At 68.9% G+C, this 19,590-nt stretch carries 18 protein-coding genes; 3 read left to right on the top strand and 15 right to left on the bottom strand.

Annotated features, from left to right (window positions below):
• Positions 1–112 precede the first annotated feature (112 nt).
• Positions 113–787: a class I SAM-dependent methyltransferase gene (locus KV106_RS07660; RefSeq protein ID WP_261208681.1), complete on the top strand. Its 675-nt coding sequence runs from the start codon at positions 113–115 to the stop codon at positions 785–787.
• 13 nt (positions 788–800) lie between these two features.
• Entirely contained in the window at positions 801–1,610 is an 810-nt protein-coding gene (locus tag KV106_RS07655) for a glycosyltransferase family 2 protein (protein WP_261208680.1), read from the top strand.
• A 33-nt stretch (positions 1,611–1,643) separates the two neighbouring features.
• Here the strand turns inward: KV106_RS07655 and KV106_RS07650 are convergent, their stop codons facing one another.
• The 5 genes from KV106_RS07650 to KV106_RS07630 all read right to left on the bottom strand — a co-directional run bounded on the left by KV106_RS07650 (position 1,644) and on the right by KV106_RS07630 (position 6,803).
• Positions 1,644–2,519, bottom strand: a complete 876-nt coding sequence (locus KV106_RS07650; protein WP_261208676.1) for a CgeB family protein — start codon at positions 2,517–2,519, stop codon at positions 1,644–1,646.
• Between the two features lie 100 nt (positions 2,520–2,619).
• Positions 2,620–3,150, bottom strand: a complete 531-nt coding sequence (locus KV106_RS07645) for a M48 metallopeptidase family protein (protein ID WP_261208673.1) — start codon at positions 3,148–3,150, stop codon at positions 2,620–2,622.
• A gap of 36 nt (positions 3,151–3,186) precedes the next feature.
• Positions 3,187–4,446, bottom strand: coding sequence for an Hsp70 family protein (locus KV106_RS07640; protein ID WP_261208671.1), 1,260 nt, complete (start codon positions 4,444–4,446; stop codon positions 3,187–3,189).
• Entirely contained in the window at positions 4,443–5,993 is a 1,551-nt protein-coding gene (gene lysS / locus KV106_RS07635; RefSeq protein WP_261208669.1) for a lysine--tRNA ligase, read from the bottom strand. Before lysS ends, KV106_RS07640 begins: the two co-directional genes overlap by 4 nt.
• Before the next feature lie 156 nt (positions 5,994–6,149).
• A complete protein-coding gene (locus tag KV106_RS07630) occupies positions 6,150–6,803 on the bottom strand; it encodes an LON peptidase substrate-binding domain-containing protein (protein ID WP_261208667.1) in 654 nt (217 codons plus the stop codon).
• 49 nt (positions 6,804–6,852) lie between these two features.
• Between KV106_RS07630 and KV106_RS07625 the strand changes: the two genes are divergently transcribed.
• Positions 6,853–7,407, top strand: a complete 555-nt coding sequence (locus tag KV106_RS07625) for a YggT family protein (protein ID WP_057592332.1) — start codon at positions 6,853–6,855, stop codon at positions 7,405–7,407.
• A 76-nt stretch (positions 7,408–7,483) separates the two neighbouring features.
• Here the strand turns inward: KV106_RS07625 and accD are convergent, their stop codons facing one another.
• The 10 genes from accD to leuC all read right to left on the bottom strand — a co-directional run bounded on the left by accD (position 7,484) and on the right by leuC (position 19,567).
• Positions 7,484–8,356, bottom strand: a complete 873-nt coding sequence (gene accD / locus KV106_RS07620) for an acetyl-CoA carboxylase, carboxyltransferase subunit beta (RefSeq protein WP_057592272.1) — start codon at positions 8,354–8,356, stop codon at positions 7,484–7,486.
• Between the two features lie 104 nt (positions 8,357–8,460).
• Positions 8,461–9,306: a tryptophan synthase subunit alpha gene (gene trpA, locus KV106_RS07615; RefSeq protein WP_261208664.1), complete on the bottom strand. Its 846-nt coding sequence runs from the start codon at positions 9,304–9,306 to the stop codon at positions 8,461–8,463.
• Positions 9,306–10,583: a tryptophan synthase subunit beta gene (trpB, locus tag KV106_RS07610; RefSeq protein ID WP_057592270.1), complete on the bottom strand. Its 1,278-nt coding sequence runs from the start codon at positions 10,581–10,583 to the stop codon at positions 9,306–9,308. Before trpB ends, trpA begins: the two co-directional genes overlap by 1 nt.
• Positions 10,584–10,631: 48 nt before the next feature.
• Positions 10,632–11,333 carry a phosphoribosylanthranilate isomerase gene (locus KV106_RS07605; protein WP_261208660.1) on the bottom strand — a complete coding sequence of 234 codons (702 nt, stop codon included), beginning with the start codon at positions 11,331–11,333 and terminating at the stop codon, positions 10,632–10,634.
• A complete protein-coding gene (truA, locus tag KV106_RS07600) occupies positions 11,330–12,142 on the bottom strand; it encodes a tRNA pseudouridine(38-40) synthase TruA (protein WP_261208659.1) in 813 nt (270 codons plus the stop codon). The genes KV106_RS07605 and truA overlap by 4 nt, the downstream gene beginning before the upstream one ends.
• Positions 12,143–12,175: 33 nt before the next feature.
• Entirely contained in the window at positions 12,176–14,827 is a 2,652-nt protein-coding gene (locus tag KV106_RS07595; RefSeq protein ID WP_409976493.1) for a FimV/HubP family polar landmark protein, read from the bottom strand.
• 273 nt (positions 14,828–15,100) lie between these two features.
• The gene (asd, locus tag KV106_RS07590; protein WP_057595813.1) at positions 15,101–16,243 is read right to left on the bottom strand and encodes an aspartate-semialdehyde dehydrogenase; all 1,143 of its coding nucleotides are present in this window, start codon (positions 16,241–16,243) and stop codon (positions 15,101–15,103) included.
• Positions 16,244–16,336: 93 nt separating this feature from the next.
• Positions 16,337–17,437, bottom strand: a complete 1,101-nt coding sequence (leuB, locus tag KV106_RS07585; protein ID WP_261208654.1) for a 3-isopropylmalate dehydrogenase — start codon at positions 17,435–17,437, stop codon at positions 16,337–16,339.
• Between the two features lie 36 nt (positions 17,438–17,473).
• Positions 17,474–18,130 (bottom strand): 3-isopropylmalate dehydratase small subunit, encoded by a 657-nt coding sequence (gene leuD / locus KV106_RS07580; protein WP_057595815.1) that lies wholly within the window; start codon positions 18,128–18,130, stop codon positions 17,474–17,476.
• 15 nt (positions 18,131–18,145) lie between these two features.
• Positions 18,146–19,567, bottom strand: coding sequence for a 3-isopropylmalate dehydratase large subunit (leuC, locus tag KV106_RS07575; RefSeq protein ID WP_057595816.1), 1,422 nt, complete (start codon positions 19,565–19,567; stop codon positions 18,146–18,148).
• Positions 19,568–19,590 lie beyond the last annotated feature (23 nt).

The raw sequence follows: 19,590 nt of genomic DNA, 5'->3' as shown, positions 1-19,590 counted from the left end.
CGGTCAAAGCCCGCGCAACCGTGCAGAACCTGACGCCGCGGCGGCGGCCTCGCCGGGGTGTTCCTGTACAGTCGTACGCCCCAGAACAGCAGCGAAAAGCGGAGGGATTCCCATGGCGCACATAGGCTATTCCTGGCCGACCTTCGACACCCTGACGCAGGAGATCGTGCGGGCGATCGGCCCGCAGCGCATCCTCGACATCGGCGCCGGCGGGGGCAAGTACGGTGCGCTGCTGAAGGACATCGTTCCGGACTGCGAGCTCACCGCGCTCGAGTGCGACGAAGCCGCCTTCCCGGGCCTGCGCGAAACGGGCTACCACCACATCCTGCCGATCACCGCCGATGGGCTCTACAAGCGCAGCAGCGACCTGTACGACGTCGTCATCCTCGGCGATGTCATCGAGCACATGCTGCATTCGCAGGGCCGCGACCTGCTGGAGTTCCTCAACTACCGCTCGCGCTACATCCTCATCTCCACGCCCGAGTGCATGCCGATGAGCCGTCCCGTCTTCTTCGAGGGCCACAACTCGCTCTGGCGGCCCGACTCCTTCTCGTGGCACGACTACTGGGCGCACCAGCAGTGCGGCGTGATGCATTTCTACCTGCTGCGCGGCCACGACAATTGGGCCGGCCCCGGCCTCGCGGAAGTGGTCGAGAAGGTGAACGGCGCGGGCATCTTCAACCGCTACCAGGACGAGAAGACCCAGCCGGTGCAGCTCGAGATCCGGGACACGCGCTTCAAGCAGCCCGCGGGCGACGACAACTTCATCCTCTACCGACCCTTCTGAGGGGAGCAACGCCATGGCCGAAGCGACCAAGACCTCCCTGCGCGACATCGACATCATCGTGTCGTACCGCGAGGCCAACGAGGAGCGGCGCGAAAACCTCTACACCGTGCTCGCGCACCTGGCGCACACCTACACCGACTACCGGCTGTGGCTGCTCGAGGCCGCGGCCGTGCCGAGCTTCGACTGGAGCCGGCTCGGCGATCCGAACATCCGGCATGTCTTCGTGCCGCACGACGGCCCGTTCCCCAAGTCGATGCTCTACAACACCGGCGTGCGGCTCGCGCGCAGCCCGGTGATCTGCTTCCACGATGCCGACTCGATCGCCCAGCCGCAGTCGCTGCGGGCCTGCATCGACGCCCTGATGGAGGGGCAGGACAGCGATGCGCTGTGCCCCTACTGGTCGGTGATCAACGTCGCCGGCGCGCTCAAGCAGGGCTTCATGGCCGACCCGGACTATGGCCGCCTGGCCACCATCGATCCGCAGCGATTGCCCGAGGACGCGATCGTGCTGTACCCCAATGCCAACGGCGGCATCGTGCTGTTCAAGCGCAGCGAGTACATCCGCGTGGGCGGCTACAACGCGCGGCTCGAAGGCTGGGGCGGCGAAGACGACGAACTGCTGCGCCGCGCCTCGCGGCTCGGCGTGCGCTGGCACTCGATGAACGTACCGATGTTCCACCTGCACCATGACTCGGTCTCGCGCGGCGAGCACATCGAGCGGATTCGCGATACCGAGAATGCGCGTGCGCCGGAGGCGATCGCCGACATGTCGCAAGAAGAGGTCGAAGCCCTGGCCGTCGAGCTGTCGGCCTTCTTTCGCTGAACCGGGGCGCCGGCCTGCGCACTCGCGGTCGGCTCAGCCGCCGGCTTGTTGCGAGCGCCACGCGAAGAAGCGCTCGATCGCGGGCTGGATGAACATCGCCTGCGAGGTGGCCGTGAAGAGCCGGTGGCCCAGCTCGGCGCGTTCCCGGCGTTCTTCCGGTGCCGACAGCAGCCGCTCGGCCGTGTCCGCGAGCCGCTCATAGGGCTCGCCGAAGACCCCCGGGCGCAGTTCGGTCCGCAACTCGCTGTCGTCGTAGATCTCGGTGAGGATCGGCTTCTTCGCGACGAAGCCCACGGCCAGCCGCGGAATCTCCACCGTGCGCGTGGCGTCGAGATAGCTCACATTGAGCAGCAGCCGGCTGCGCGCCAGCAGGGCGGCGCGCTCCGCCAGCGGGATCGTGTGGTGTGCCGCGACGGTCATGCCGCGCGCTCGGAGCGCCTCCAGCAGGCGCATGCGCCGATCGTTGAGGCTGCCGAAGAAGAGAACGTCGATGTCCTCGGCCACGGGCGGGTCGGACACCGGCGGCGGCAGGATGGCGCCAGCCTGGTAGCCATAGGGCACCAGGTCCGCGCGGGGGATTCCGAGCTCCGCATAGCGCCGGAAATTCAGTTCGCTGTATTCCCACACGTAGCTGTTGCGCAGGATCTCCAGGTAGGCCGGCGTGAACGCATTGCCGCCCTCGACCAGTTGCTCGATGTTGACGACGATGCAGTCGGGCCCGAGATGCGCCAACTGGTTCCAGGTCAGCCCGGCGGCGAACATGACGATGTTGACGCGGCTCGCGTCGACCTGTGCCTGCCGCCAGCTGACGTCGTAGCCGAGTTCTAGGAGCCCGAGCCTGAAGCCCTCGACGATCTCTCCGATGAACTGCGGATCGCCCGCCGATGTCAGGTGCAGTGGATGTTTCATGGACTCCCTCTTTTTCTTGGGGGCGCGCCTCCCGAATCGCGCGCCATGCGGGGGCGATTGTGTGCACGGCCGCGGCCTCACGCAAGCCGCCGCGCCCTGCTCAGGATGCGGCGGGCGGCGTGGCCGCCGATTCCCACAGGCGCATCCCGCCCGCCTCGATGTGCGTCAGGTACAGCCGCAGATCGAACTCCAGCTGGTGGTAGTCCGGCTCCATGTGCGTGCACAGCGCATAGAAGGCCTTGTCGTGGTCGCGTTCCTTCATGTGCGCGAGCTCGTGCACGACGATCATGCGCAGCCAGGGTGCCGGCACGGCCTTGAACAGGTTCGCGACGCGGATCTCCTGCTTGGTCTTGAGCTTGCTGCCCTGCACGCGCGAGACGGTGGTGTGGGTGCCCAGCGCATGGCGGATCACGTGCAGCTTGCTGTCGAAGATCACCTTCGACAGCGGGCCGGCCTTGCGCATGAACTCGTTCTTGAGCCCGGTCGTGTAGAGGTAGAGCGCCTGGTCAGTCTGCACGGCATGCGCGCCCTCGGGATAGCGCTCGCGCAGCCAGGTGCCCAGGCGCTCTTCGTCGAGCAGCCGCCGCACCTGTGCTTGCAGCGTCGCCGGATAGGCCGAGAGGTACTTCATGCGCGATGGCGCGATCGATGAGGCAGGGCCCGCCGCTCAGCGCGCCGCGAAGGCCAGCCCCGAGGCGACGCCGCCGAACAGGTCGCCTTCGACCAGCGGCACGCCCGCGAAGCTCTTGCGCAAGGCCTGCTGGAAGGGCCGCAGCGCCGAGGAGCCGCCGGTGAGGTAGATGGCATCGAGCTCGTTGCTGCGCAGGCCGGCGCGCTTGACGCAGGCATGGGCGCAGGCGATCACGGCCTCGAACTGTGCCGCGAGCTGCTGCGCCATGTCGGCCGGCGACAGGGTGCTCGTGAGGCCGGGCTCGGCGCAGTCGAGGTCGATGGTGGCGGGTGCATCGCTGACCGAGGCATCGATCTTGGCCTGCTCCACCGCGCCGAGCACGCGATGGCCGTGGCGTTCGTCGAGCACCGCCATGAGCCGGTCGTGCAGCCGCGTGTCGGCATAGCTGGTGCGCAGCTCGCGCGCCTGCCGGGTGGCCTTGGCGAGGTACAGCCAGTTGATCAGGTGCCAGGACGACAGGTCGAAGAACACCTTGCTCGGCACCTCGCGGCCCTGCGGCCCGTGGTGGCCGAAGCCCAGCAGCGGCATCACGCGGTCGAGATTGAGCCGCTGGTCGTAGTCGGTGCCGCCGATGTGCACGCCGGTGGTGGCCAGCACGTCGTCGCCGCGCTCCTCGCGCGCGGCGCGCTCGGGGCCCAGCCGCACCACGGTGAAGTCGGAGGTGCCGCCGCCGATGTCGACGATCAGCACCAGCGATTCCTTGCGCACGCGCTGCTCGTAGTCGAAGGCGGCGGCGATCGGCTCGAGCTGGAAGGCGATGTCGCGGAATCCCGCGGCGCGCGCGGCGGCGCGCAGGCTCTGCTCGGCGCGCTCGTCGCGCTTGCTGTCGTCGTCGACGAAGTGCACCGGACGGCCGATCACCACGCGTTCGGGCAGGCGGCCCATCTCGCGCGCGGCCCGCTCCGCCATCTCGCGCAGGAAGCGCGCGATGATGTCCTCGAAGCTCACGAGGCCGTCGAAGATCGCGGTCTTCTCCTGCATCAGCGGGCTGCCCAGCAGGCTCTTGAGCGAGCGCATCAGCCGGCCTTCGACGCCGGCGAGGTAGAGCGCGATCGCGTCGCGGCCGAAGTGCGTGCTGCGGTCTTCGGCGTTGAAGAAGATCGCGGTGGGCAGGGTGGTGGCCGCGCCTTCGATCGGCAGCAGCCGGGTGGCGCCCGCGATGCGGCAGGCGACGGCCGAATTCGAGGTTCCGAAGTCGATGCCGATCGCGGTGGCGTTCGCGGCCGCGGTGCTCAAGATTCCCTGCGCAGCGCGGGGAACAGGATCACGTCGCGGATGCTCGGCGAGTCGGTCAGCAGCATCATCAGCCGGTCGATGCCGATGCCGCAGCCGCCGGTGGGCGGCATGCCGTACTCGAGCGCACGCACGAAATCGTGGTCGTAGTACATGGCCTCGTCGTCGCCGCCGTCCTTGGCCGCCACCTGCGCGTTGAAGCGCGCGGCCTGGTCCTCGGCGTCGTTGAGCTCGCTGAAGCCGTTGCCGAACTCGCGGCCCGTGATGTAGAGCTCGAAGCGCTCGGTGACCTCGGGGCGCTCGTCGTTGGCGCGCGCCAGCGGCGAGATCTCGGTCGGGTGCTCCATGATGAAGGTCGGCTGCCAGAGCTTCTCTTCGACGGTCTCCTCGAAGTACATCACCTGCAGGCTGGCCAGGCTGCGCTGCGAGAGCCTGTCCTTCTCCTCGCTCAGGCCCAGCTTGCGCAGGGCGTTGACGAGCCAGGCGCTGTCGTCGACGCCGTCGCCCGCATCGGTGTACTTGAGGATCGCCTCGCGGATCGTCAGGCGCTCGAAGGGCTGCGTCAGGTCGACCGGCTTGCCCTGGTAGCTGAGCTGCTGCGTGCCCACGGCCTTGTCGGCGATGGTGCGGATCAGCGTCTCGGTGAAGTCCATCAGGTCGCGGTAGTTCCAGTAGGCCGCGTAGAACTCCATCATCGTGAACTCGGGGTTGTGCCGCACCGAGATGCCCTCGTTGCGGTAGCTCCGGTTGATCTCGAACACGCGCTCGAAGCCGCCCACGATCAGGCGCTTGAGGTAGAGCTCGGGCGCGATGCGCAGGAACATCTCCTGGTCGAGCGCGTTGTGGTGCGTCTTGAAGGGCTTGGCGTTGGCGCCGCCCGGAATGGGGTGCAGCATCGGCGTCTCGACCTCGAGGAAGTCGTTGGCCACCATGAATTCGCGCAGCGCGCTCACGGCCTTGCTGCGCGCGGTGAAGCGCACGCGCGCCGATTCGTCGGTGATCAGGTCGACGTAGCGCTGGCGGTACTTCTGTTCCTGGTCGGCCATGCCGTGGAACTTGTCGGGCAGCGGGCGCAGGCTCTTGGTCAGCAGGCGCAGCGCGGTGACCTTGACCGACAGCTCGCCGGTCTTGGTCTTCATCAGCGTGCCTTCGGCGCCGAGGATGTCGCCGAGGTCCCAGCGCTTGAACTCGGCATAGACCTCTTCGCCGACCGCGTCGCGCGTGACGTAGAGCTGGATGCGGCCGGTGGCGTCCTGCAGGGTCGCGAAGCTGGCCTTGCCCATCACGCGCTTGAGCATCATGCGGCCGGCCACGCTCACGGCGACGTTCTGCGCCTCGAGCGCTTCGGCTTCGACGGCGTCGTGCGCCTCGACCAGCGCGGCGGCGCGGTGGCCCGGCTTGAAGTCGTTGGGGAATGCGACACCCTTGCCTTCGGTCTGCGCGGTGCGCAGCAGCTTGAGCTTCTCGCGGCGTTCGGCGATGAGCTGGTTGTCGTCGACGGCGGGCGTGGTCGCGGCCGGAGCAGGGGTGTGCGGCTGTTGTTCGGACATGGGGAGGCGGTGGGGGAGGCGCGCGCGGGAAGGAAGAATCGGCGCGAAAGGCGGGATTTTAACTGAGGCAAAGGCGAGCGAATCCCCGCCCGCACGTCGCCGCCCGTGCGCTGCCAGCTATCAAATCCGAAGCGCGAAACGAGGCTGGGCGTGCCTTCAGGCGATACCGGTGCGCGCCAGCAGATCGCTGACCAGCTCCAGCCGCATCAGCGGACTCTCGAGCTCCATCAATCGCTGCCGCAGCTCGAGCTGCATCGGCACCAGCTCGCACCAGCGGTTGGCGACCCAGCCGCAGTCGTCGTAGCGGTAGGGCGCGCCGATCGGCAGGCGCGCCGGCGGCGAGCCGGTGGCGTCCTGCGCGCGCTTGCGTTCCTCGAGCGTGTCGACCAGGCGGCGCAGCGCGGTGGCGGTGTGCCGCAGGTCCTCGGGGATCTCGAGCGCGACGTCGTCGGCGAGGATCGCGACGTCGGCGATCCACAGGCCGTGCTTCTGCAGCTCGCTGTGGCGCACGCGAAAGCGCTGCGTGCCCACGCACTCGATCTGCAGCAGGCCGCTTTGCGGCGATTCGAATTCGCGGATCACGGCCAGCGTGCCGACCTCGGCGAAGCGCTCGGCCTGCGCGCCGGCCTTGCGCACCTCGGTGCCGCTCGTGAGGTTCACCACGCCGAAGGGCACGCCGCCCTTGCGGCACTTGCCGATCATGTCGAGGTAGCGCACCTCGAAGATGCGCAGCGGCAGCAGGCCGCCGGGGAAGAGGACCGTGCCGAGCGGGAACAAAGGCAGGGAGTTCAGAAGGGGTTGTGTCGTCATCGAAGAGCCTTGCGTGGCTATCATCGCACTCCGCTTCACCTCGCGCGCCATGCTCTATCAGATCCCATCGTTCCTCCTCGACGTGATCGTCGGCCTGCTCGGCGGCGCCTGCCTGCTGCGGCTCTACATGCAGTACCACCGCGTGCCCTTCGGCAATCCGCTGGGCCGCTTCATCTTCGCCATCACCGACTGGATCGTGCTGCCGCTTCGGCGCCTGCTGCCGGCCGTCAAGAAGTGGGACCTCGCGAGCGCCGTGGCCGCCTGGCTGCTGGTGATCGCCAAGTTCCTCGTGCTGTGGCTCTTGATCGGCAACCTCGGGCGCATCGGCGCGCTGCCGCTGGTCTCGTTCATCGGCCTGCTGCAGCTCGCGGTGTCGGGCCTGACCGCGCTGCTGGTGGTGTACGCGGTGCTCTCGTGGGTGCCGGGCGCTTCGCCGATGCTGCTCGACCTGATCTCGCGCCTGGCCGAGCCGCTGGTGCGGCCGTTTCGCCGCGTCATTCCGCTGCTCGGCGGTGTCGACCTGTCGCCGCTGGCGGCGATCGTCGTGCTGCAGGTGATCGCGATCGTGCTGAACAACCTGCTGGTGCTGGCCTACCGGCTCTGACCGTTTGCAGTCCCCATGAAAAAAGCGCCCGGAACCGCGAGGTTCCGGGCGCTTCGTCTTTCGGGAAGCGGAGGCTTCAGCTCACCGCATCCGCCGGCTGGCGCAGCAGCATCGCGAGCGTGCTGGCGATGGTCTTGCGCAGTTCGCGGCGGTCGCTGATGAAGTCGATCGCGCCCTTGGTCTGCAGGAACTCGGCACGCTGGAAGCCTTCGGGCAGGGTCACGCGCACGGTCGATTCGATCACGCGCGGGCCGGCGAAGCCGATCAGCGCCTTGGGCTCGGCGATCACCACGTCGCCCATGAAGGCGAAGCCGGCCGACACGCCACCCATGGTCGGGTCGGTCAGCACGCTGATGTAGGGCAGGCCCTTCTTCGCGAGGCGCGTGAGCGCGGCATTGGTCTTGGCCATCTGCATCAGCGACAGCAGGCCTTCCTGCATGCGCGCGCCGCCGGTGGCGGTGAAGCAGATGAACGGCACCTTCTGCTCGATCGCGGTCTCGACGCCGCGCACGAAGCGCTCGCCGACCACGCTGCCCATGCTGCCGCCCATGAATTCGAACTCGAAGCAGGCGACCACCACGCTGATGCTGTGGACCGAGCCGCCCATCACGACCAGCGCGTCGGTCTCGCCGGTGTTCTCCAGGGCTTCCTTGAGGCGCTCGGGGTACTTGCGGCTGTCCTTGAACTTGAGCGCGTCGACCGGCAGCACTTCCTGGCCGATCTCGTAGCGGCCCTCGGCATCGAGAAAAGCGTCGAGGCGCGGACGCGCGCCGATGCGGTGGTGATGGCTGCAGCTAGGGCAGACGTTCTGGTTGTGCTCGAGGTCGGTCTTGTAGAGCACCGTCTCGCAGGCCGGGCACTTGATCCACAGACCCTCGGGCACCTGGCGGCGCTCGGCGGGGTCGGTCTGGGCGATCTTGGCGGGTAGCAGTTTTTCAAGCCAGCTCATGGGCATTCCTAGGTTCGCGCGAAGGCGGGAGAGCCTTCGGGGCCGTCAGGGCCCCTTTCGTGCTTTTTCGCATGACGAAAGGGGCCTGACGAGGGCAGCGGCGATTATCGGCCAGCCGCATTCTTCGCGGTAGCCGCCGGCAAGGCATCGAGCGCCTCGCGGATGCCCGCGAGGAATTCATGCACTGCGGGCACCACCTGCTCGCGCGGCTGGCCGTCGATCAGCTGGATGATCTTGGTGCCGATCACGACCGCGTCGGCCGCCGAGCCCACCGCCTGCGCGGTGTTGGCGTCGCGGATGCCGAAGCCCACGCCGACCGGGATGCCCACGTGCTGGCGGATGCGCGGGAGCATGCGGCCGACCGCCTCGGTGTCGAGGTGGCCGGCGCCGGTCACGCCCTTGAGCGACACGTAGTAGACGTAGCCGCTCGCGATGCGCGCGACCTGCGCCATGCGCTCGTCCGTGCTGGTGGGTGCCAGCAGGAAGATCAGGTCGATGCCGGCTTCGCGCAGCTCGGCGGCGAACTGCTCGCACTCCTCGGGCGGATAGTCGACCACCAGCAGGCCGTCGACGCCGGCCGCGGCCGCGTCGCGGATGAAGGCCTTCTTGCCGTGCACGAGGTCGTAGCGCTCGACCGGGTTGGCATAGCCCATCAGCACCACGGGCGTGCGCGTGTCCTTCGCGCGAAAGGCCGCGACCATCGCGAGCACCTGCTTCATGCCGATGCCCAGCGCGAGCGCGGCTTCGCCGGCCTGCTGGATCACCGGGCCGTCGGCCATCGGGTCGGAGAAGGGCACGCCGAGCTCGATCACGTCGGCACCGGCCGCGACCATGCCATGCATGAGCTCGGGCGTGATGTCGGCATAGGGGAAGCCGGCGGTGACGTAGGGGATGAGCGCGCGGCGCCCGTCCTTCTTCAGTGCCTCGAAGGTGGCTGCGATGCGGCTCATCACTTGCCTCCCTTCACGCTCAGGCCGCGCATCGACGGTCGGTCGTAGAAGTCGACGCCCGCGAGGTCGGCGACGGTGCCGATGTCCTTGTCGCCGCGGCCCGAGAGGTTGACCAGGATCGACTGGTCGGGGCGCATGGTCTTCGCGAGCTTCAGCGCGTGGGCCACGGCGTGGCTGGATTCGAGCGCGGGAATGATGCCCTCCGTGCGGCACAGGTAGTGGAAGGCCTCGAGGGCCTCGATGTCGGTGACGCCCACGTACTCGGCGCGGCCGATGTCGGCCAGGTACGCATGTTCGGGGCCCACGCCGGGATAGTCGAGGCCGGCGCTGACGCTGTGCGTCTCGGTGATCTGGCCATCCTCGTTCTGCAGCAGGTAGGTGCGGTTGCCGTGCAGCACGCCCGGGCTGCCGCGCAGGATCGAAGCGGCGTGCTTGCCGCTGTCCAGGCCTTCGCCGGCGGCCTCGACGCCGATCAGCCGCGTGCCCGCGAACGGGATGTAGGGATGGAAGATGCCGATCGCATTGCTGCCGCCGCCCACGCAGGCGACCACCGCATCGGGCTGCTTGCCCTCGGCTTCGCCGGTGATGCCGTCGGCCGCCAGCATCGCGGGCATCTGCTCGATGCACTCGGTGCCGATCACGCTCTGGAAGTCGCGCACCATCATCGGGTAGGGGTGCGGGCCGGCGACGGTGCCGATGATGTAGAAGGTGTTCTCCACGTTCGTGACCCAGTCGCGCATCGCCTCGTTTAGCGCGTCCTTCAGCGTCTTGCTGCCCGATTCCACCGGCACCACCGTGGCGCCGAGCAGGTTCATGCGGTAGACGTTGGGGCTCTGGCGCTTCACGTCCTGGCTGCCCATGTAGACCACGCATTCGAGGCCGTAGCGCGCGCAGATGGTGGCCGTGGCCACGCCGTGCTGGCCGGCGCCGGTCTCGGCGATCACGCGCGGCTTGCCCATGCGGCGCGCGAGCATCGCCTGGCCGATCACGTTGTTGATCTTGTGGGCGCCGGTGTGGTTGAGGTCCTCGCGCTTGAGGTAGATCTGCGCGCCGCCCATTTCGCGGCTGGTGCGCGCGGCGTGGTAGATCGGCGAGGGCCGGCCGACGAAGTGCTTGAGCTCGTAGTGGAATTCGGCCAGGAAGGCCGGGTCTTCCTTGTACTTCGCGTACGCGTCGCGCAGCTCGTTGATCGCGTGGGTGAGCGTCTCGCTCGCGAAGGTGCCGCCGTAGTTGCCGAAATGGCCGGTGGCGTCGGGTTGCTGGTAGGTGCTTTGCATGGTTCTCGATCGTTGGGCCGCGGCCCGGTCGACAACCGGGTGCGGCGGCTAACTGGAGAAGGACGAGGCGTCGGCCGCTCTCACCGCGGCGACGAATTGCCGGATCTTGCCGGCGTCCTTCAGGCCCTTGTTCCCGGGACCGTCGATCTCGACGCCCGAGCTCACATCAACGGACAGCGTCTTGCAGCGTGTCCGCAGCGTGCGAATGCCATCGCCCACGTTTGCAGGTGTGAGTCCACCACTCAAGACGAGGTGAGCGTCGACGGCGGGTGGAAGAAGTGACCAATCGAATGCCTTGCCGCCACCGCCATAACCGTCGACATAGGCGTCGAGCAGGATGGCCTGGGCGTTTGAGAAATCGGACGCGTATTTTACGAGGTCGAAGCCGGCACCGGCCTCGCCGAGGGGAATGCGCGCCGCGCGCATGAAGCGGAAGCGCCCGTTTCCGCTCGCCGCGAGGCAGTCGGCGGGCGTTTCATCGCCATGGAACTGGGCGATGGCGCCCGGCACCCGGGCCAGGGCGGCGATGGCCTCGGCGGGTTGCGCATCGACGAACAGCAGCACCGGCGTGACGAAGGGCGGCAGGCGCGCGGCCAGCACGGCCGCGCGTTCGGGCGCGACGGCGCGCGGGCTCTTGGGGTAGAGCACGAAGCCGACGGCATCAGCGCCGGCTTCCACGGCGGCATCGAGGTCGGCTTCGCGCGTGAGGCCGCAGATCTTGATGCGGGTGCGCGGCGGGAGAGGGCTCATGGCGGGCCATCATAGGCCGCGCGGGCGGCCTGGAAGGTGGCCTCGGCCGGCAGACCCCATTTGGCGTCGTACAACGGGCCGAGGAAGTACAGCCCGTCGGGCGAGAAGGTCGGTGCCGCCGCGTCGCGGCTGCGCGCGGCGAGCACCTCGCCGATCCACTCGGGCGACTCGGCGCCCCGGCCCACGCGCACCAGGCAGCCCATCAGGTTGCGGATCATGTGGTGCAGGAAGGCATCGGCCTCGAACTCGAACTGCCAGCGGCAGCGCTGGCCCTCGCCGTGGCGCGTGATCTCGATGCGCCGCAGGTTCTTGACCGGCGAGCGGGCCTGGCAGGCCGAGGCGCGGAACGAGCTGAAATCGTGTTCGCCGATCAGCAGCGCGGCCGCGGCGCGCATCGCGTCGCCGTCGAGCAGGTTCATCGACCAGCCGACCCGGCCCGCGTCGAGGCTGGGGCGCACCGGTGATTGCGAGAGCACGTAGACGTAGCGCCGCGCGAGGGCGCTGGCGCGGCAGTGGAATTCGGCCGGCACCGGGTGTGCCCACTGCACGGCGATGTCGTCGGGCAGGTAGCGGTTGGTGCCGCGCATCCAGGAGAAGGGTTCGCGCTGCACCTCGGTGTCGAAGTGGATCACCTGCATCAACGCATGCACGCCGGCGTCGGTGCGGCCGGCGCAGAGCGTGGAGATGCGCTGGGCGGCGAACTGGGACAGCGCCTTCTCGAGCTTGTCCTGCACCGTGCGGCCCGAGGACTGGCTCTGCCAGCCGTCATAGGCCTGGCCGTTGTAGCGGATGCCGAGCGCCAGCCTCACGAAACCAGAAACGAAGAGGCCGGCGCCGCGCGCTCAGCGCAGCTCGGCGAGCAGCTGCCGCGCCTGCGACTTGAGTTCGCCGGCGCTTTCGGCTTCGACTTCCTCGACCAGCGAGCGCGCGCCCTCGACGTCGCCGATGGCCTGCAGTTCGCGCGCCAGCGACAGCTTGACGGCATGCGGGCTCTCGTCGTCCTCGTGGGCCGAGGCCGACGGCGCGGCATGGTCGGCACCGTTGCCCGCGCGGGCGGGCAGGCCGGCCAGGGCGCTCATGTCGAACTCGATGAAGCCCGAGTCGGCCGGCAGGCCGGCACCGCCGCGCAGCACGGCGGGGCGGGTGTTGTCGGCGTCGTTGAGCGAGCCGGGCAGGGTGTCGAGCTGCAGCGCGCCGGGGGCGGTGTCGAAATCGTTCTCGAGATCGACCGTCGGCTGCACGCCGAGGCTGGCGGACGGGGGCGTCGTCGGCTGCGCGGCCGGGGCGGGCGCATAGGCCGACTTCGGCAGGCTGGCGCCGACCGGTGCCAGCGGCGGTGGCGCGGGCGGCTGGCTCAGGTCCAGGTCGAAATCGAGCGGTGCCACCGAGGGCACGAAGGCAGGAGCGGCCGCCACCGGCGCGGGGGCGGGCGCGGGCTTGGCGGCTGCCGGCGGGCGGGCCGATGCGGCCGCCAGCGCGCTCGCGAGCGCGGCGCTCTCGGCGGGCGTGGCGCTGCGCGGCGTGCCCGATTCGTACAGCGGATTGCCCGGGTCGAGTTCCTTGCCCATGTCGACCACGCGGGTCCAGTCGGCGCCATTGCCGCCGGTGAGCTTGTGCACTTCGGTGGCGAGGCCCTCGTAGGCGCGCAGGTCGCGGCGCTTGGCGTGGATCTCGAGCAGCTTCAGGTGGATCGCGGTGCGGTCGGGATTCACGCGCAGCGCTTCGCGCAGGATTTCCTCGGCCTGCAGGTCGCGGCCATACGCCAGGTAGACGTCGGCCTCGGCCACCGGGTCGACATCGCCGGCGTCGAGCTGGCTCGGCGAGTACGAGAGCGACGAGACGGTGGAATCGCCGCGGTTCTTGGTGTCGACCGACTCGCCGCCGCTGGCGCCGAAGAAGGAGTCCTTCGGGATGCGGCTCTCGAGGAACACGCTCTCGCTCATTTCCTCGCGCCGACGACCCAGCACGCGGTAGAGCAGGAAGCCGATCAGCAGCGCGATCAGCGCGATACCGCCCAGCATCAGCGGGTTGTCGAGCAGTTCGTCGAGGAAGCTGCGTTCGGGCGGCGGTGGGGGCGGTGCCACGACCTTCTTGGGCGCCGGCTTGGGAGCAGGTGCCGCGGCGCTGGCCGCGGGACTCGGGGCGGGCGCACCGGTGGCTGCGGCGCCCTCGGCGGGAGTGGCGGCTGCGACGGCGGCTGCTGTTGCTGGCGCGGCCTCGGCGGCGGGCGTCGCTGCGGCTGGGGCCGGCGCGGCCGCGGCAGCAGGCGTGGGCGCGGCAGCGGGAGCTGGTGCGGGGCTCGGAGCGGCGGGCGCCACGGCGGCGGCCGGGCCGGCGACGGGCACCGGAATGCCAGGCGTCGCGGCGGGCGCGGCCGCTGCGGGCGCAGGCGCTGCCGAAGGCGCCGCGGCGGTCGAGCCACCCGCGGCCTTGAGCTTGTTGAGCTCCTCGATGTTCTTCGACAGCTCGGCGACGCGGTTGCTGCGGTCTTGCGCCTGGCGGGTCTGCGCGACCTTTTCCTCGGCGGCGCGCGCGGTGGCGTTGCCTTGCGAGATGGTGAGCTTGTCGGGCGCCGTGGCCGCGGCATTGCGGTCCTCGACATTGGCCTGCACCCGGCCGCCGGCGCGGCGGCTGGCGGCGGCGACGTTCGAGGTCGGGGCGTTCTCGGCCAGCCGCTGGCGATAGGCGCTGAAGTCGCGGCTCTGGGCCGTGACCGTGCGGCGGGCTTCCGCGGCCGGCACCGCGCCGGCCTCGGTGGCGCTCGGCAGGTCGAGCACGGCACCGGCCCGGATACGGTTGACATTGCCGCCGATGAAGGCATCGGGGTTGGCCATCAGCAGCGCGACCAGCATCTGGTCGAGCGAGATGTCGGCCGGCTTGTTGGCCGCGGCGATCTTGCCGGCGGTGTCGCCACGCTGCACCGTGACCTGTTCGCCGCTGCCCGCGGGGCGGGGCGAGCGGGCCGTGGGTGCGGGGGAGGAGGCTGCCGACGGCGCCGGTGCCACGGCGACCGGCGCGGGCGCTGCGGCGGGCTCGCGGCGCGTGCGCGCGACCACCGGGCCGGGACGCTCGGCGGGCGCCGCGACCTGTGGCGCTACCGGAGCGATCGGCGTGCCGGCATCGGCCGCGGTGCGCGCGGTGGGCGGATCGAGCAGCACGGTGTAGTCGCGCACGATGCGGCCGGTGCTGCCGTTGGCCTCCAGCAGCAGGTCAATGAAGGGGTCGTTGAGCGGACGACTGCCGTTGAGGCGCACCACGTACTGGCCGCCGGCGCGGCGCTGCAGCGTCGCGCGCACGTCGCGCAGGGCCGGGTTGTAGGGAACGCCGGCCGTCTTGAAGGCGTCGGCGGTGGCCACGTTGATCTTGAGGCTGTCGGCCTCGGCCGCCGTGATCTCGGTCACGTCGATCTCTGCCCGCAGCGGTTCGCCCAGCGCCGACTGCACCTTCAGCGGACCCAGCGCCAGCGCGCTGGCATCGGTGCTGGCCAGACCCATCGCCACGGCCACCGCCGCACTCAGGACCGACAGACGAACGCCGTTCAGGGGAAGGGGGGAGCGAGCGGCCGATGGGCGGGCCGCGGGCAACAGATGTCTTGTCATGCTGATAGGGGGCGGCTCAGGCCCAGAAATTGTAAGAGGACGTTAGCATCATCACCCCCTACTGACAAGGCAATGCGCCCGTTCTACCCAGTGCGCGCATACTTACGAACACATCTTCTGTCGCCTTTCGACAACAAGGGGGTAGGCAACGGGCGCGAACTGCCCCCATCAGGCTTCCAGCAGGATGCGCAGCATGCGGCGCAGCGGTTCGGCGGCGCCCCAGAGGAGCTGGTCGCCGATGGTGAAGGCACCGACGTACTCCGGGCCCATCGCCAGCTTGCGGATGCGGCCGACCGGGATGCCCATGGTGCCGGTCACGGCCACGGGCGTCAGGTCCTGCAGGGTGGCTTCGCGGGTGTTCGGCACCACCTTCACCCAGGCGTTGTCGGCGGCGATCATGGCTTCGATGTCGGCCACCGGCACGTCCTTCTTGAGCTTGAAGGTCAATGCCTGGCTGTGGCAGCGCATGGCGCCGATGCGCACGCAGAAGCCGTCGACCGGCGTGGCCGCAGTGCCGAAGCCCGCGCCCTGGCCGAGGATCTTGTTGGTCTCGGCGCCGCCCTTCCACTCTTCCTTCGACATGCCGTCGCCCAGGTCCTTGTCGATCCAGGGGATCAGCGAGCCGCCGAGCGGGGCGCCGAAGTTGGCGGTCTCGGCAGCGCTGAGGTTCTGCTGCTTGTGCAGCACCTTGCGGTCGATCTCGAGGATGGCGGACTTGGGGTCGTCGAGCAGCGAGCGGACCTCGGCGTTGAGCGTGCCGAACTGCGTCAGCAGTTCGCGCATGTGCTGCGCGCCGCCGCCCGAGGCGGCCTGGTAGGTCATGCTGGTCATCCACTCGACCAGGCCGGCCTTGTAGAGCGCGCCCACGCCCATCAGCATGCAGCTCACGGTGCAGTTGCCGCCGATCCAGTTCTTGCCGCCGTTGGTCAGCGCGTTCTGGATCACGGGCAGGTTGACCGGGTCGAGCACGATGATCGCGTCGTCCTTCATGCGCAGCGTGGAGGCGGCGTCGATCCAGTGGCCGTTCCAGCCGGCGGCGCGCAGCTTGGGGAACACCTCGGTCGTGTAGTCGCCACCCTGGCAGGTGATGACGATGTCGCACTTCTTCAGGGCCTCGATGTCGTGCGCGTCCTTGAGGGCGGTCTCGTTCTTGGCCATCGCCGGGGCCTTGCCGCCGGCGTTGGAGGTCGAGAAGAAGACCGGCTCGATGAGGCCGAAGTCGTTTTCGGCCTGCATGCGGTCCATCAGGACCGAGCCGACCATGCCGCGCCAGCCTACGAGGCCGACCAGAGGTTGAGATGCGTTCGCCATTTGAGTGTGCCCTTTAAGAAAAAAGAAAGTCGCTGGTTTCTCTTTGCGCCCGACTCGTCAGGAGCCGGGTGGGCGTGACGAAGCGGGCTGCGGTTAGCCGGTAATCGTCTTTTTGGTGATCGAGGCCGAGAGTGCCGCCACCACGGCGTCGCCCATCTCGATGGTGCCGACCTTGCGGGTGCCCTCCGACCAGATGTCCCCCGTGCGCAGGCCGGAGGCCAGCACATGCTTGACCGCCGACTCGATCCGGTCGGCAGCTTCGGCTTGATTGAGGGAGAAACGGAGCATCATGGCAGCGGACAGTATTGTAGCCAGGGGATTGGCAACCCCTTTGCCGGCAATGTCGGGCGCGCTGCCGTGGCTGGGCTCGTACAGGCCCTGGTTGCTGGCATTGAGCGAGGCCGAGGGCAGCATGCCGATCGAGCCCGTGAGCATCGCGGCCTCGTCCGAGAGGATGTCGCCGAACATGTTGCCGGTGACCACCACGTCGAACTTCTTGGGCGCCTTCACGAGCTGCATGGCGGCGTTGTCGACGTACATGTGGTCGAGCTCGACGTCCGGATAGTCCTTGCCGACCTCGGTCACCACGTCCTTCCAGAACTGGAAGGTCTCGAGCACGTTGGCCTTGTCGACGCTGGTCACGCGCTTGCTGCGCTTGCGGGCGGCCTCGAAGGCCACGCGCGCGATGCGCTCGATCTCGGGGCGCGAGTAGCGCATCGTGTCGAAGGCTTCCTCGGCGCCCGGGAAGTGGCCGTCGGCCGCGGTGCGGCGGCCGCGCGGCTGGCCGAAGTAGATGTCGCCGGTCAGCTCGCGGATGATGAGGATGTCCAGGCCAGCGATCAGCTCGGGCTTGAGGCTCGAGGCGTCCACCAGCTGCTCGTAGCAGATGGCCGGGCGGAAGTTGGCGAACAGGCCGAGGTTCTTGCGCAGGCCCAGGATGGCCTGCTCGGGGCGCAGCGGCCGGTCGAGCTTGTCGTACTTCCAGTCGCCCACCGCGCCGAACAGCACCGCGTCGGACTCCTTGGCGAGCTTGAGCGTCGAATCGGGCAGCGGGTGGCCATGGGCCTCGTAGGCGGCGCCGCCGACCAGGGCGGTCTCCATCTCGAACTTCAGGTCGAGCGCCTGGAGCACCTTGACGGCTTCCGCCACGATTTCGGTGCCGATGCCGTCACCAGGGAGAACTGCGATTTTCATTGGGTGGTTGTCGAAGGAAGTGAAACGGAAAACGCCTCAGGCGTTGGCGAGCATCGTGTGCGCGAGCCAGGGCTTCTGCGCCAGCCGCTCGGCCTCGAAGGCCTTGATCTTGTCCTTGTGGCGCAGCGTGAGGCCGATGTCGTCCAGGCCGTTGAGCAGGCAGTACTTGCGGAAGGCCTGCACGTCGAAGGCGAACTCCTGGCCGTCGGGCTTCACCACCACCTGGCGCTCGAGGTCGATCGTCAGCGAGTAGCCCGGGAAGGCGAAGGTCTCGTCGAACAGCTGGGCCACCTGCGCCTCGGGCAGCACGATCGGCAGCAGGCCGTTCTTGAAGCTGTTGTTGAAGAAGATGTCGGCGTAGCTCGGCGCGATGATGGCGCGGAAGCCGTACTGGTCGAGCGCCCACGGCGCGTGTTCGCGCGAGGAGCCGCAGCCGAAGTTCTTGCGCGCCAGCAGCACCGAGGCGCCCGCGTAGCGCGGCTGGTTCAGCACGAAGTCGGGGTTCGGCTTGCGGCTGGCCGGGTCCTGGCCGGGCTCGCCCGGATCGAGGTAGCGCCATTCGTCGAACAGGTTCACGCCGAAGCCGGTGCGCTTGATCGACTTGAGGAACTGCTTCGGAATGATCGCGTCGGTGTCGACGTTCTCGCGGTCCATCGGGGCCACGAGACCCTTGTGCACGGTGAATTTCTGCATGTCTTGTTCTCCTGGTCAGGCGAAGGTGCGCACGTCGACGAAATGGCCGTGCACGGCGGCCGCGGCGGCCATGGCCGGGCTCACGAGGTGGGTGCGGCCACCCGCGCCCTGGCGGCCTTCGAAGTTGCGGTTGCTGGTCGAGGCACAGCGCTCGCCGGGCTCGAGGCGGTCGGCGTTCATCGCCAGGCACATCGAGCAGCCGGGCTCGCGCCACTCGAAGCCCGCGGCCTTGAAGATCTGGTCGAGCCCTTCGCGCTCGGCCTGTTCCTTCACCACGCCCGAGCCGGGCACCACGAGCGCCAGCTTCACGTTCTTGGCGACCTTCTGGCCGAGCTTCTTCACCACGGCCGCGGCCTCGCGCATGTCCTCGATGCGGCTGTTGGTGCACGAGCCGATGAACACCTTGTCGATGAAGATGTCGTTCATCGCCTTGTTCGGCTCCAGGCCCATGTAGACCAGCGCGCGCTCGATGGCGCCGCGCTTGCTGCCGTCCTTTTCCTTGTCGGGATCGGGCACGCGGCCGTCGATCGCCACCACCATCTCGGGCGAGGTGCCCCAGGTGACCTGCGGCTTGATCTGCGTCGCGTCGAGCTCGACCACGGTGTCGAACTTCGCGCCGGGGTCGGACTGCAGCGTGCGCCAGTAGGCCGCGGCCTGGTCCCATTCGACGCCGCTGGGCGCCATCGGGCGGCCCTTGATGTAGCCGATGGTCTTCTCGTCGACCGCCACCAGGCCCGCGCGCGCGCCGGCCTCGATCGCCATGTTGCACACCGTCATGCGGCCTTCCATGCTGAGGTCGCGGATCGCCGAGCCGGCGAACTCGATCGTGTAGCCGGTGCCGCCGGCGGTGCCGATCTTGCCGATGATGGCCAGCACGATGTCCTTGGCCGTGCAGCCCAGGGGCAGCTTGCCCTCGACCTTCACGAGCATGTTCTTGGCCTTCTTGCCCAGCAGCGTCTGCGTGGCCATCACGTGCTCGACCTCGCTGGTGCCGATGCCGTGCGCGAGCGCGCCGAAGGCGCCGTGCGTGGAGGTGTGCGAGTCGCCGCAGACCACCGTCATGCCCGGCAGCGTGGCGCCGGTCTCGGGGCCGATCACGTGCACGATGCCCTGGCGCTTGCTCAGGAACGGGAAGAACGCGGCGGCGCCGAACTCGGCGATGTTGTGGTCGAGCGTGGTGACCTGCTCCTTGCTGGTCGGGTCGGCAATGCCTTCGTAGCCGCGCTCCCAGCCGGTGGTCGGCGTGTTGTGGTCGGCCGTGGCCACCACCGAGCTGATGCGCCACAGCTTGCGGCCGGCTTCGCGCAGCCCTTCGAAGGCCTGCGGGCTGGTGACCTCGTGCACCAGGTGGCGGTCGATGTAGAGGATCGCGGTGCCGTCTTCCTCGGTGTGGACGACGTGTTCGTCCCAGATCTTGTCGTAGAGCGTGCGTGCCATGTCGGTCTCTTCTCTTTCGTGGG

Source organism: Variovorax endophyticus, from assembly GCF_025376855.1.
Classification (GTDB): Bacteria; Pseudomonadota; Gammaproteobacteria; order Burkholderiales; family Burkholderiaceae_C; genus Variovorax.
This window is presented reverse-complemented; position numbering and strand designations above follow the sequence as displayed.

What these genes read in the sequence shown, in the direction of transcription:
- KV106_RS07645 (WP_261208673.1), bottom strand. Translation starts at nt 3,150, where the DNA reads ATGAAGTACCTCTCGGCCTATCCGGCGACGCTGCAAGCACAGGTGCGG.
- accD (WP_057592272.1), bottom strand. Translation starts at nt 8,356, where the DNA reads ATGAGCTGGCTTGAAAAACTGCTACCCGCCAAGATCGCCCAGACCGAC.
- trpA (WP_261208664.1), bottom strand. Translation starts at nt 9,306, where the DNA reads ATGAGCCGCATCGCAGCCACCTTCGAGGCACTGAAGAAGGACGGGCGC.
- KV106_RS07605 (WP_261208660.1), bottom strand. Translation starts at nt 11,333, where the DNA reads ATGAGCCCTCTCCCGCCGCGCACCCGCATCAAGATCTGCGGCCTCACG.
- trpB (WP_057592270.1), bottom strand. Translation starts at nt 10,583, where the DNA reads ATGCAAAGCACCTACCAGCAACCCGACGCCACCGGCCATTTCGGCAAC.
- KV106_RS07650 (WP_261208676.1), bottom strand. Translation starts at nt 2,519, where the DNA reads ATGAAACATCCACTGCACCTGACATCGGCGGGCGATCCGCAGTTCATC.
- leuB (WP_261208654.1), bottom strand. Translation starts at nt 17,437, where the DNA reads ATGAAAATCGCAGTTCTCCCTGGTGACGGCATCGGCACCGAAATCGTG.
- KV106_RS07630 (WP_261208667.1), bottom strand. Translation starts at nt 6,803, where the DNA reads ATGACGACACAACCCCTTCTGAACTCCCTGCCTTTGTTCCCGCTCGGC.
- asd (WP_057595813.1), bottom strand. Translation starts at nt 16,243, where the DNA reads ATGGCGAACGCATCTCAACCTCTGGTCGGCCTCGTAGGCTGGCGCGGC.
- KV106_RS07595 (WP_409976493.1), bottom strand. Translation starts at nt 14,827, where the DNA reads ATGGGTCTGGCCAGCACCGATGCCAGCGCGCTGGCGCTGGGTCCGCTG.
- KV106_RS07655 (WP_261208680.1), top strand. Translation starts at nt 801, where the DNA reads ATGGCCGAAGCGACCAAGACCTCCCTGCGCGACATCGACATCATCGTG.
- lysS (WP_261208669.1), bottom strand. Translation starts at nt 5,993, where the DNA reads ATGTCCGAACAACAGCCGCACACCCCTGCTCCGGCCGCGACCACGCCC.
- leuD (WP_057595815.1), bottom strand. Translation starts at nt 18,130, where the DNA reads ATGCAGAAATTCACCGTGCACAAGGGTCTCGTGGCCCCGATGGACCGC.
- KV106_RS07625 (WP_057592332.1), top strand. Translation starts at nt 6,853, where the DNA reads ATGCTCTATCAGATCCCATCGTTCCTCCTCGACGTGATCGTCGGCCTG.
- leuC (WP_057595816.1), bottom strand. Translation starts at nt 19,567, where the DNA reads ATGGCACGCACGCTCTACGACAAGATCTGGGACGAACACGTCGTCCAC.
- KV106_RS07660 (WP_261208681.1), top strand. Translation starts at nt 113, where the DNA reads ATGGCGCACATAGGCTATTCCTGGCCGACCTTCGACACCCTGACGCAG.